Origin of the sequence: Fructobacillus pseudoficulneus, assembly GCF_900108455.1 — a bacterium.
Classification (GTDB): domain Bacteria; phylum Bacillota; class Bacilli; order Lactobacillales; family Lactobacillaceae; genus Fructobacillus; species Fructobacillus pseudoficulneus.
Genome location: NZ_FNWS01000002.1, coordinates 215,499 through 228,431, shown reverse-complemented (window position 1 = coordinate 228,431; position 12,933 = coordinate 215,499). Strand labels below are relative to the sequence as shown.

Below are 12,933 nucleotides of genomic sequence, written 5' to 3'. Positions count from 1 at the left end.
TGATGAAGGGAGGTGACCGATATGCCAACAACTTATGCGCAAGTGATTGTTGATGTGCCAACTCAGCAAACGAACCGGCCCTATACCTATTTGGTGCCAACTGAATTAGATACAGCCGTTGTGCCTGGTGTCCGCGTCTTGGTTGCCTTCGGTCACCGGTCTGTGTTGGGCTATGTTTTGGGCCGGGATGTTGATCTGCCGGATGATTTAGCGGCCGACCAGGTCAAAGATATTTTGGCGGTTTTGGATGATGAACCAGTTTTGACCAAAGAAATGTTGGCTTTGTCGGAAGAGCTGGCCCAAAATAACTTTTCATATCAAGTGTCCTTTTTAGCTTTGATGTTACCGACGGCTTTGAAGGCTTCCTATCGTAAGCGCTTGATAGCGGGGCCAACCTTGACTGATTTGGACCGCGCGACTTTCTTAGATGGGCAAGAGGAACGGTTGGTTAAGACGAAAGATTTTTCCGCCAAGGAATGGCGGGCGATTCGCCAATTAGCAGCCACTGGCGCCTTAACGATTGAAACTGTGATTGAAAATCAGGGACAAATTAAGACGGAATTGGCCTACGAAGTGACGGATAACCGCGAATTATTGGTGACCGCACAGGAAAATTTGCGAGCCTCTGCCAAAAGTCAGAAACGATTGCTTGATTTTTGTTTGGAACATCTCGGACAGACTTTTAGCAAGCGCGACTGGCTGGCTCAACTCGACCTATCGGCAGCTGTCTTGAATACTGGGGTGAAAAACGGTTGGTTGACCAAACGCCAAGTTGAAGTTAAGCGCCGGCCACAGGCGATGGCCCGGGGCAAGGTTGAAGCGGTTAAGGTCTTAAATGATGGCCAACAAGCTGCCTATGATGCCATTACGGCAGCCATTATTGCAAAACAGAATAAAACCTTTTTACTGGAAGGAATTACCGGGTCGGGCAAAACGGAAGTTTATTTGCAGGCAGCTCAGGAAGCCATTGACCGCGGCGAACAGGTTTTGTTTTTGGTACCAGAAATTGCTTTGACGCCGCAAATGCAAAAACGAGTGGCAGACCGCTTTGGGGATGCCACGGCTGTCTTGCACTCCGGTTTGTCAGCCGGTGAGCGCTATGATGAATGGCGACGGATTCAAGCCGGTGAGGTAAAAGTTGTTGTGGGGGCCCGGTCAGCAGTCTTTGCACCGCTGGACCGATTAGGTTTGATTATTGTTGATGAAGAGCACGAAACGTCTTACAGCCAAAGTGAAAATCCACATTATTCGGCCCGCGATGTGGCCCTGTGGCGTGGTGATTTTCACCATGCACCCGTTGTGTTGGGTTCGGCGACACCATCACTGGAAAGTCGGGCCCGGGCACAAAAGGGTGTCTATCAGTTACTAAAGTTAACCAAACGGGCCGCCGCCGCGGCAACTTTGCCACCAGTTGAGATTGTTGATATGCGTCAAACCGTGATGACGAAGGGTGACACGAACTTTTCGGGCGAATTGTTGGAAAAGTTGCGGGCGCATTTGGACCGTGGTGAACAGGCAGTCTTGCTGTTAAACCGGCGTGGCTTTTCTTCCTTTGTGATGTGCCGTGATTGCGGCTATGTGCCAAAGGACCCCAATTGTAATCTGGCGATGACTCTGCACATGGATACAAAAACTCTGAAATGTCACTACTGTGATTATCAGACGGCCATTCCGCAAATTTGCCCCAGTTGTGGGTCAAAACGGATCCGCTATTATGGGACTGGAACGGAAAAAGTCGAGGCCGAGTTGAATAAACTATTACCAGATTATCCGGTAATCCGTTTGGATCAGGATACGACCAAGAAGAAGGGGTCGATGGCCAAGGCCTTGGCTGATTTTGGTGCTAAGAAGGCACAGATTCTTTTGGGAACGCAAATGGTGGCCAAGGGACTCGACTTTGAGGATGTCACCTTAGTTGGGGTTTTGAACGCTGATACTGGCCTTGGCCTACCGGATTTTCGGGCAAGTGAAAAGACCTTTGAATTGTTAACCCAGGTGGCTGGTCGAGCCGGTCGTGGACAGCAGCACGGGGAGGTCGTAATTCAGACCTTTAATCCCGACCACTATGCGTTAACCTATGCTAAACACCATGATTACGAGGGCTTTTACCGGCAAGAAATGGCTATCCGCCATGCCGGTGAATTTCCGCCATATTATTACACTATCCAGATTCAAACGTCTCATTCAGATGAGAATTTGGTGGCCGTTCAAAGTGCCAAAATCGGGGCGTGGTTGAAAAAACACCTCCCCGAAGATGTCTTAATGTTGGGACCATCACCGCAGGCAATTGCCAAGCTGAAAGGCCGTTACTACTTTCAAATGCTGTTGAAGATGAAGAAGCCGCACGAGGTGGATGCGTTGCTGCGAGATTTGGTGGATCGGTCGCAAAATGCTGAGGCTGGTTTTCAGTTGGCGGTCCGCCGTGACCCGGTCACCTTTATGTAGTTGAGCAATCGGTGCTGCCGGTAGTTGCTAGCGGAATTTGCTATAATAAAAGAAATTGCCATTTTTTGGCAAAATGGATTTTTTCAGAACAAGTGAGGAAGTAAATGACCTATCGCGTTGTTTTCATGGGAACACCCCAATTTGCTGTGCCATTGTTAGAAGCTTTGGTGGCGGACGCTGCATACGATGTTCTGGCAGTGGTGACGCAGCCAGACCGGCCCCAGGGACGGAAGCAAAAATTAACGGCTAGCCCGGTCAAAGAGGCTGCTTTAGCGGCCGGTTTGCCAGTTTTGCAGCCGGAAAAAATTAGCGGTTCGGCAGAAATGGCTGAAATTTTGGACTTAGCGCCAGACTTTATTGTCACAGCTGCCTTTGGTCAATTTTTGCCTGAAAAGCTGTTGGAAGCAGCTAAGGTTGCCGCTGTGAATGCTCACGCTTCCTTGCTGCCAAAGTATCGGGGTGGGGCACCAGTCCACTATGCCATTATGAATGGTGACAAGGAAACTGGTGTTTCGTTGATGTACATGGTCAAGAAAATGGACGCCGGTGATGTGATTGACGTGGTCAAGGTGCCGATTGAAGCGCAAGATAATGTTGGGACGATGTTCACCAAATTGAGTGAAGCCGCCGCTTCCCTCGTTTTGAACAATTTGCCAAAGTTGGCGGCTGGAACGGTTGCTGCCACGCCACAAGATCCTGATTTGGTCAGCTTTTCACCTAATATTAGCCGTGACCAACAAAATTTGAACTTTGCCACTGAAACGGCCGAGCAATTGAATTGGCATATTCGGGGCCTTTATCCAACACACCCGGCCCACGCCTTAGTCGGTGGGGAGAAGTTTAAGTTGGTGGCAACAACGCCACTGGCTGAAAAGACGACTGCCAAGCCTGGTGTGATTACGGTCAAGGATAAGAAGCATTTGGTCGTTGCCGCAGCGCAGGGAACTCAACTACAAATTGATGAGCTCCAGCCGGCTGGTAAAAGTGTGATGGCCGTTTCGGCCTATTTGAATGGTGCTGGCCAAAAGTATGCGGTTGGCGACCAATGGATTAACGTCGAGGAAGTTAATGCCTAATAAGATTAAAGACAGTCAAAATCCCCGTTTGCTAGCGGTTGTCACCCTAGCAAAGATTAAAAATGGGGCATATTCTAACTTGCAATTAAACCAAGTGATTAAGAGCCACCAGTTGAAACCTGCCGATAAGGGCCTGCTGACCACCTTGGTCTATGGGACAATCCAATATCGGTTACTGCTAGAGTACTGGTTGGCCCCATTTGTCAAAGGCAAGAAGCTGGAACCGTGGGTCAAAGAGCTACTTTTGACCGCTTTGTTCCAGTGGCACAAGTTGGACAAGATCCCCAAGCATGCCATCTTTAACGAAAGTATTGAGATTGCTAAGGTCTTAGGCCATTCTGGTGCTGCCAAATTTGTCACGGCCATCTTGCATCAAATTGACCGGACTGGCGTTCGGGATGAGGCCAAGATAAAGGACCCAATTGAGCGCCTATCGATTTCTTATTCGGTGCCGATTTGGCTGGTGGAAACGCTAGAAGAACAGGTTGGCGACGAGAAAACGAAGTCAATCTTGGCTTCTTTGAATGAGGCACCGGCGCAATCTGTGCGGGTTAACACGACCAGGGCCACGGTTGCCCAGGCCAGGCAAGCACTGGAGGATGAAGGGTTAACCGTTCGTGACTCCAAGGTTGCCAAGGATTCTTTGGTAGTGACCGGCGGTCACGTGGCTTCTTCTAAGCCCTTCCTTGATGGTTGGTTGACCGTACAAGATGAATCGGCGATGCTGCCGGTTGAATCACTAGGGTTGGATGAATCGGTGCATTCTGTCTTGGATGCAGCGGCCGCCCCAGGCGGAAAAACCACACAAATTGCGCAGTACTTAGCAGGCGATGCGAAAGTAGTCGCCCTTGATATTCATGACCATAAAGTAAAGTTGATTAAGGCCAATACGAAACGGCTTGGTTTGGCAGATAAGGTCGAGGCCAAGGCGCTTGATGCTCGTGAAATTCCACAAGCATTTGATCACGACTTTGACCGAATTTTGGTTGATGCTCCGTGTTCTGGTTTAGGTTTGCTGCGGCGCAAGCCCGAAATTCGCTATGAAAAATCATTGGCGGATGTCTTGCATTTGGCCGATCTTCAGTTAGCGATTTTGAATGCAGCGGTCCAACGGTTGGCAGTTGGCGGCCGTTTGGTATATAGTACATGTACCATTCTAAATCAGGAAAATGATGCAGTTGTGGCCAAGTTCTTAGCTGAAAATCCAGCAATTGAACTGGTTAAGACCACTACTGAAAAGGATATTAAGGGTAATCGGGTAGAAGATGTATTGAAAATCTATCCCGATGATTACGAGACAGACGGCTTTTTCGTCGCCACCTTTCAAAGGAGAAAGGATTAAGCGCAATGGCAATTGCCTACATCAGTGATAAGGGCCCAAAGAGGGCAGACAATCAAGACGCGGTCGGCGCCTACTATAACCAATCCGGTGAAGCACTTGTGCTCGTCGCCGATGGTGTTGCTTCTAACCCTGGCTCAAAGCAAGCCAGCCAGATGGTGGTGGAGACGCTCGGCCAGGCCTGGGAAAAACGTGATATGAAGGACCAAGACAGTGTCAAAGACTGGCTGGTGCACCAAGCGGACTTGGCGAACAATGCGATTTTGTTAGCCGGCAAAAAAAATCCGGTGGTGCATGAGATGGCAACAACCTTAGTCTTGGCCGTTTGCTTACCGGGCGAAATTTTGATCGCTAATGCGGGCGATTCGCGGGCGTATTTGCTGCGCGATAAAAAGGCGAAGCTACTCACGTTTGACCACACGGTGCGCAATGAATTAAAGCGGAATAGTGGACAGATTTATGATGAAAGCCTTCCGGAAGCAAATTCATTAACGCGTTATCTTGGCGTCAACCAGAAAGTTGGTTTGGAATGGACAACCTTTACGCCTAAAGAGGGTGACTGGTTGTATTTGACCAGTGACGGTTTGTCCAAAGTCTTAGACATTGATGACCAGGTTGCCTTGTTGCAGCCGGGAATGAAACGGCCAGGTAACTTGCCACCGCTTGGTTCAGTCTTAGACCTGACCGAGCGAATTCGGGCCTTAATTCGAGCTGCTGTGGCTCGTCATGCGCCGGATAATATTACAGCATTATTGGTGACGGATTTAACCAATCCTAACCAGCAGTTAAATCGGGCTGGCAAACAGCCTCAGCAAAACCGCTTTGAAGAGTTTCAAGCAAACAAGCACCGAACGGAGGGACAGAACTAATGGAACAAGGAACGATGATTGATCACCGCTACCAGGTAGTGCGTCCGCTGGGCGGTGGGGGCATGGCCAATGTTTACCTAGCCTTTGATACTTATTTGAAGCGTGATGTTACTTTAAAGATGATTCGGTTGGACATTAAAGACCAGCCTGATGCAGTGGAACGGTTTCAGCGTGAAGCCAAAGCCGCCACAACTTTGGTCAATGACCATATTGTTCAAATCTATGATGCCGGTGAATTCGACGGCTCCTCTTATTTGGTGATGGAATACGTTGATGGTATGGATTTGAAAGACTTCATTCAGCAGCATTTTCCAATTCCGTATCAGCAAGTTGTTGATATTATGGAACAAATTTTGGATGCGGTTGGCGCAGCCCACCGGGCCGGCATTATTCACCGCGATTTAAAGCCACAAAATATTTTGATTGACCGAAACAACCAGGTTAAGATTACCGACTTTGGGATTGCAACGGTTAAGCGGTCACAGTCAATGACTCAGGTGCATACGGTGATTGGTTCGATTCATTATTTGGCACCTGAATTACCAATTGGTAAGGGAGCCTCGGTCAGGTCGGACTTATATGCCCTTGGGGTAATCTTGTATGAGATGTTGACCAACCAGGTTCCTTATCAAGGGGATACACCGGACCAGGTGGCTTATAAGCACGGCAACATGCCAATGCCTTTTGTCCGTGATTTTGATTCACAAATACCACAACCGTTGGAAAACGTTATCTTGCGGGCAACGGCCAAAAATCCAGAAGACCGGTATTTCTCAGCTGAGTCAATGGCTGATGACCTCAAGACGTCTTTGTCAAAGCGCCGGTCGCAAGAGGCCCGTTATGTTCCTGAAACTTCTGATGAAACCCGTTTGGTTGATACTGACTGGTCAGAACGACCATACGTTGATGACCCTGAAGTTTTGACTGATCCAGAAGAAGGCAAAAGCGTACAAGATCAAATTATCGACTACGCCAAGCAGGGCAAGTCTGTTAAAGAAATTGCCCAATTGGTTGACCGCACGCCTAAGTACGTGCGGAGCGTTTTATCTAAAAACGGTGTTAAGTTTAAGTCGGCAAAGAAGGTTGTCGTTGGGTTGATTTTGTTGGTCTTGGCCGCTGCTGGAATCGGTGGTTATGTTTACGCCCAGGGCAATTATGTCACGGTACCGAATGTGGCGAACCTATCCCAAAGCCAGGCCGAGGAAAAACTTTCGGATGCTGGTTTCTCGGTTGGTAACGAGACTTATACGACTTCAAAGTCCGTTTCAAAGGGCAATGTGATTAAGTCTAAGCCGGGTAGCGGTGCGTATTTGAAGAAGGGAACTTCCGTTCAATTGGTCATTTCTTCTGGTGGTGACAAGGTGACCTTGTCTGATTACACTGGTTGGACTTACGGCGATGCCGCTTCTCAATTGAACAACCTTGGCTTTACTGTTAAGAAGAAGACCCAGGCAAGCAATGATGTGCCAAGTGGGGAAGTGATTTCGCAGTCAGTGACTGCTGGAAACGCTGCTGACCCAAGTAGCACTACGATTGTTTTGACCGTTTCTTCTGGTCCCAATAAGGTGACCTTACCAAACTTAGTTGGTAAGAGCCAAAGCGATGCCATTAATTGGGCCAACAGTAACCATGTTCAGTTGAACTTTGTTAACCAAAGTTCTAATCAGCCAAGTGGTCAGGTGATTTCGCAAGACCCTGCTGCTGATTCACAGTTCTCACTGGATAAGACGTTAACGTTGACGATTTCGATGGGAAATTCGGATAGTAATTCATCTAGCTCATCGTCAAGTGCATCAAGCAAAAGTTAAGAAATAAAAGAACCCTAGCGGGTTCTTTTTTTATTGGCATGGCTGGCTTGACTGGACTGGCTTAACTGGGCGACCTTGGCTAAAAATATGGTATACTGTGGGCATGAAAACAGGACGGATTATCCGGTCACTTGCCGGTTATTATGACATTATGAATCAAGCTGGGACAGTCGAACGAACCCGTGCTCGCGGTCAGTTTCGCCAAAAAAATCACCGCCCGTTGGTTGGGGATTTTGCGGATTATGAATCTGAAAACGGCGAGGGGTTTATTTGGGCTTTGCATGACCGCCAAAATGACCTGGTGCGTCCACCAATCGCCAACGTTGATTTGGCGATTGTGGTGACTTCGGTCGTCGAACCCGCTTTTTCGCAAAATTTGTTGGATCGACAACTGGTTGCCTTAGAGGCAGCCAAGGTACGCCCAGTGCTTTATTTTTCAAAGCTGGATTTATTTGATGACAAGCAGCGAGCAGACTTCCAAGAAACGGTGGCGGAATATCAACGGGTTGGTTATGATGTTGTCCAATCAACGGATGACCTTGAAGCAGCCTTCACACCGATTTTAAAGGACAAAGTTGTCGTTGCAATGGGTCAAACCGGAGCTGGAAAGTCGACATTACTAAATACCTTAGCGCCGGAATTGAATCTTGAAACCGGTGTGGTTTCCAAGGCCTTATCGCGTGGAAAACATACCACCCGCCAGGTATCACTAATTGAGGTGCCAAAGTACCAAGCGTTGATTGCTGATACGCCTGGATTTTCATCCTATGAAGTCTTTGACTTTCCGGTTGAGCAGTTGGGCGATTACTTCCCTGAAATCAAGGCAGTAAGTGGTCAATGCCGGTTTAGGACCTGTTCTCACATTAATGAACCAGGTTGTGCGGTGAAAGAGGCTGTTGCGCTTGGCAGCATTTCTCAGGCACGGTATAATAGTTATGAGCTGTTTTACCAAATTATTAAGGGAAAACGACCAGTTTACCAAAAAACGAATCAAAAGTGGCGACAGTAGGTTATCGGTGTCACTGTACTGTTAACCGACAGTGACTTTTAGAAAGAGGAAAAACATGGCAGGAATTATTGCTCCATCAATTTTGAGCGCAGACGTAACAAAGTTGGGTGAAGATGTTGCTTTGGTTGAAAAGGCCGGAGCTAAGTATTTGCATATTGATTTGATGGACGGTTCTTTTGTTCCATCAATGGCCTATGGACCTGCTTGGGTTAAGCAATTGCGTCCACAAACCGATTTGTTTTTGGATGTGCATTTGATGGCTGTTCACCCAGAAAACCACGTAGAAGAACTGGCAGAAGCTGGTGCTGACTTGATTGGTGTTCACGTTGAAGCAACACCACACATTCACCGCGTTTTGCAAATGATTAAGGCGGCCGGTGTTAAGGCAGAAGTTGTTATCAACCCTGGAACACCTGTATCAGCCATTGTTCCTGTCTTGGGGATGGTTGATCAAGTTTTGGTGATGACGGTTAATCCTGGCTTTGGTGGTCAAGCATTCTTGCCAGCAACAGTTGCTAAGATTAAGGAATTGGCTGATTACAAAAAGGACAATGGCTTGGATTACGATATCGAAGTTGATGGTGGTATCAACGATAAGACAATCGTGATGACCGCTGCTGCCGGTGCTAACGTCTTTGTCGCTGGCTCTTACGTTTACGACAAGAAAGATCCTGCTGCTAAGGTAGCCAAGTTGTTGGATTTGACAAAGTAATTTTAAAAATAAAGCTGGGTAAAACATCGTTTTGCTTGGCTTTTTTGGCAAATAGGGGAGAAATGTATGCGCGTCAATATTTTAGCCGGTGGGCCGTCGGCCTATTGGCCAGATGACCTCTTTGATCAACCCGGTCAGTGGATCGGTGCTGACCGCGGTGCTTGGCACCTTTATCGAGCGGGCATTGCTTTTGAAATGGCGGTTGGCGATTTTGATTCATTGACGGCAACAGAGCTAGCAGCCTTGACAAAGCACTTGGAAACAAACGATGTTCACCGTTTCCCACCGGAAAAAGACTTCACGGATGGTCAATTAGCTATTAAATATGCCGACCAAATGGGGGCTGACGAAATTTATCTTTATGGGGCGACGGGTGGCCGAATGGACCATTTGTTAGCCAATTTGACCTTCCCGGCCATGGATGGCTTTTTACTCATCGCTGAAAAGGTATTCTTGGTGGACCGGCAAAACGTGGTGCGCTATCTTTTGCCAGGTGATAAGGCGGTGAAGCAGATTGCTGGGATGAAATACCTTGGTTTTATGCCATTGGGTATAGTTGATAATTTGAAAATTATTGACGCCAAGTATACCTTGACACAGCCTGAAAGTCGGGCTATAATGTGGTCATCGAATGAATTTGTTAATGAATTGGTACACCTGTCTTTCACAAGTGGTGTGCTAGTAGTTACGCAGAGCAAAGATGGAGGTAGCTAACATGGCTGTCACAGCAATTACTGATGCAGACTTTGAAAAAGACACCGCTACTGGTGTTGCGATTACAGATTTTTGGGCAACTTGGTGTGGCCCTTGCAAGATGCAATCACCTGTTTTAGATGCACTTTCTGAAGAAGATGGCGTGAAAAACGTTAACTTTTACAAGATGGATGTTGATCAAAACCAGCAAACTCCAGCTGACTTTGGTATCCGAGCAATCCCAACTTTGGTTGTGACAAAGGATGGCCAAGCAGTGGAACGGTTGGTTGGTTTCCATAACAAGGAACAATTGGCTGATATCTTGAAGAAATACGCTTGAGGTTTTTAATTGAGTAAATGACTCGTTGAATTGCGCTAGCGAATGCGAATAAGTGGGGCAATTTACTGAGGATTTTTCTTTTGTCGGTATTTGTACGAAACAAATCGTGGTAAATCCTTGTCAAAGCCCTATTATTCTGGTAGAATATTGTATTGTTGATAAGAAGAGCATGAACAATACCTCGGCTCGGATAGGAGGGTCAGACATGGCAAAAGATGCAATTACTGGTGCACGCACCCGTTTTGGTAATCAACGTTCACACGCCTTGAATTCAAGTCGTCGTAGCTGGAAGCCAAACTTGCAAAAGGTTACTGTTAAGATTAACGGTTCCGCACCTAAGAAAGTTTACTTAACGGCACGTACTTTGAAGGCCGGATTAAAGAACGGTTCAATCGAACGTGTTTAAAAACCACTCACTTCGGGTGGTTTTTTTATTTTTAAAGTACCTTTATAAAATTAGAACCTTCGCGGTGAACATGGTAAAATAGAAGTATCGTAAACAGAAAGGAACGTGGAGCCATTGGCTCTGCAACAACGTTATGGCAATTAAGATTCAAACACAAAATGGTGAAATCAAGGTTGAAAACGACGTAATTGCGTCAGTCGTTGGTGGGGCCACCATTGCCAATCCTGGTGTGGTTGGAATGGCTTCACGTGCTGCTTTGCGTGACGGAGTAAACCAAATTTTGAACCGCGAAAACTACGGTCGAGGCGTTGTGATTTCTCAGACCGATGCTGGTGTTATTGTTGACGTTTATATCGTTGTGCAATATGGCATGAAGTTAGCGGATATTTCTTCTTCCGTTCAGCGCAAGGTGAAGTACTATTTGGATAGTTACCTGGGAATCCATGTTCCTGAAGTGAATGTAATTGTCCAGGGAATTGAAACCAAGGATTAAAACAAAGATGACTGCAGAAAAAATTATGACCATTACTGCCGCTGATTATGGCAAGATGGTTAATGCCGCCGCGGCCAAGTTGACCGCTAATGCGGAAAATATTAATAAGTTAAACGTCTTTCCGGTTCCGGACGGTGATACTGGAACGAACATGGCCATGTCGATGGCTTCAGGAGCTCAATATGAGCGTGACTCACAAGCTGAAACGGTTGGTGCCTTGGCTAAGGCAACTTCAAAGGGCTTGTTGATGGGAGCCCGTGGAAATTCTGGTGTGATTTTGTCGCAGATTTTCCGTGGGATGTCTGATTCATTAGCTGATAAGGCCACTTTGTCGGCTCGCGACTTAGCAGATGCCTTGATGATGGCTGCCCAAGTAGCCTATAAGTCAGTGATGAAGCCAACTGAAGGAACGATTTTGACGGTGATTCGTGAAGCAGCGGCTGCTGCTGATGAAGCTGCTAGCGCCGGTCAGGACCTACCAACGATGATGGAAACGGTGGCTCAGACTGCTCAAGTTGCTTTGGATAAGACGCCAGACTTGTTGCCAGTTTTGAAAGAAGTTGGTGTTGTCGATTCTGGTGGTCAAGGTTTGGTATTGGTATTGTCAGCCTTTTCTGACGTTCTTTCAGGAACGATTTCTGAAGAAAATTTGCAGACGCCTGATAATGCTGAGCTGGACCAAATGGTTTCCAAGCTTCATGCTGGGGCCCAAGCTAACGAATCGCTCCGACCAGAAGATATTAAGTATGGCTACTGTACTGAAATTATGGTGGAAATTGGCAAGGGAACGACTGTTGAAAAGCCTTTTGATTACCAAACATTTTACGACTACATTGCCGATAAGGGTGATTCACTGCTAGTCATTAACGATGATGAAGTGGTAAAGGTTCATGTTCATACCGAAGATCCTGGCGCAATTATTCACTGGGGTGGTGAATTTGGTTCACTTGAAAAGGTCAAAGTTGATAACATGCGCGACCAACAGCAGGCTGTCATCGATGAACAGGCTGCTCAAGACAAGTTGAACCAAGCCGAGCAAGCTGAACAAAAGCCCGCTCCAGACGTAGCGGTCTTTGCTGTTGCGGCCGGTGATGGGGTTGCTAAGCTGTTTGATTCATTGGGGGTTTACCAAGTGATCACTGGTGGTCAAACCATGAATCCATCAACGGCGGACTTTGTCGAGGCGATTAACCAATCGAAGGCGAAGTCAGCGATTATCTTACCAAACAATTCAAACATCTTCCTGGCGGCTGATCAGGCCAAGGAAATGGTTGATGTGCCGGTTGAAGTGGTTAAGTCGCGGACAATTCAACAGGGATTGACGGCGATGTTGGGCTATAACCCAGCTGCTTCAGTTACTGAAAACCAAGAAGCGATGACTGAACAACTGGCAACGGTTGTTTCTGGCCAAGTTACTCAGTCGGTTCGCGATACAACTTTGAATGGTCGTGAAATCAAGAAGGGCGATTGGCTTGGGATGATTGACGGTGAAATTCAAGTAGTTGGACCAAAGTTGGTGGAAACTGCTAAGGAAATGCTCGCCAAAATGGTGGATGAAGACAGTGAAATTGTCACAATTATCACTGGTAAGGATGCCAAGAAGAAGGATATCAAGGCATTGACTGAAGCTGTTGAAGAAATTGATGAAGATTTAGAGTGCGAAGTTCATGACGGTGGTCAGGGCTTGTACCCATTTTTGATCTCAGTTGAATAAAAACAACAAAAAAAGTCGACCAATTGGTC

The 12,933-nt window shown here is 47.1% G+C and carries 12 protein-coding genes; all 12 read left to right on the top strand.

Going from position 1 to position 12,933, the window contains the following annotated elements; all coding sequences use genetic code 11:
* Positions 1-21: 21 nt before the first annotated feature.
* Positions 22-2,445 (top strand): primosomal protein N', encoded by a 2,424-nt coding sequence (gene priA, locus BLW39_RS03110; protein WP_059377511.1) that lies wholly within the window; start codon positions 22-24, stop codon positions 2,443-2,445.
* A gap of 104 nt (positions 2,446-2,549) precedes the next feature.
* Entirely contained in the window at positions 2,550-3,521 is a 972-nt protein-coding gene (gene fmt / locus BLW39_RS03105) for a methionyl-tRNA formyltransferase (RefSeq protein ID WP_059377505.1), read from the top strand.
* On the top strand, positions 3,514-4,863 hold the full coding sequence (gene rsmB, locus BLW39_RS03100) for a 16S rRNA (cytosine(967)-C(5))-methyltransferase RsmB (protein ID WP_059377504.1): 1,350 nt from the start codon (positions 3,514-3,516) through the stop codon (positions 4,861-4,863). Before fmt ends, rsmB begins: the two co-directional genes overlap by 8 nt.
* 5 nt (positions 4,864-4,868) lie before the next feature.
* A complete protein-coding gene (locus BLW39_RS03095) occupies positions 4,869-5,729 on the top strand; it encodes a PP2C family protein-serine/threonine phosphatase (RefSeq protein ID WP_059377502.1) in 861 nt (286 codons plus the stop codon).
* Entirely contained in the window at positions 5,729-7,537 is a 1,809-nt protein-coding gene (gene pknB / locus BLW39_RS03090; protein WP_059377499.1) for a Stk1 family PASTA domain-containing Ser/Thr kinase, read from the top strand. Before BLW39_RS03095 ends, pknB begins: the two co-directional genes overlap by 1 nt.
* A gap of 103 nt (positions 7,538-7,640) precedes the next feature.
* Positions 7,641-8,546 carry a ribosome small subunit-dependent GTPase A gene (rsgA, locus tag BLW39_RS03085; protein WP_059377496.1) on the top strand — a complete coding sequence of 302 codons (906 nt, stop codon included), beginning with the start codon at positions 7,641-7,643 and terminating at the stop codon, positions 8,544-8,546.
* A gap of 55 nt (positions 8,547-8,601) precedes the next feature.
* Entirely contained in the window at positions 8,602-9,258 is a 657-nt protein-coding gene (rpe, locus tag BLW39_RS03080; RefSeq protein WP_059377487.1) for a ribulose-phosphate 3-epimerase, read from the top strand.
* A 66-nt stretch (positions 9,259-9,324) separates the two neighbouring features.
* Positions 9,325-9,972, top strand: a complete 648-nt coding sequence (locus BLW39_RS03075) for a thiamine diphosphokinase (protein ID WP_059377484.1) — start codon at positions 9,325-9,327, stop codon at positions 9,970-9,972.
* Position 9,973: 1 nt separating this feature from the next.
* Positions 9,974-10,291, top strand: a complete 318-nt coding sequence (trxA, locus tag BLW39_RS03070; RefSeq protein ID WP_059377482.1) for a thioredoxin — start codon at positions 9,974-9,976, stop codon at positions 10,289-10,291.
* Positions 10,292-10,496: 205 nt separating this feature from the next.
* A complete protein-coding gene (rpmB, locus tag BLW39_RS03065) occupies positions 10,497-10,697 on the top strand; it encodes a 50S ribosomal protein L28 (protein ID WP_047974341.1) in 201 nt (66 codons plus the stop codon).
* A 133-nt stretch (positions 10,698-10,830) separates the two neighbouring features.
* Positions 10,831-11,190, top strand: coding sequence for an Asp23/Gls24 family envelope stress response protein (locus BLW39_RS03060; RefSeq protein ID WP_059377481.1), 360 nt, complete (start codon positions 10,831-10,833; stop codon positions 11,188-11,190).
* 7 nt (positions 11,191-11,197) lie between these two features.
* Complete coding sequence (locus BLW39_RS03055) at positions 11,198-12,904, top strand: DAK2 domain-containing protein (RefSeq protein WP_059377479.1); 1,707 nt, start codon at positions 11,198-11,200, stop codon at positions 12,902-12,904.
* The last annotated feature ends 29 nt before the right edge of the window (positions 12,905-12,933 follow it).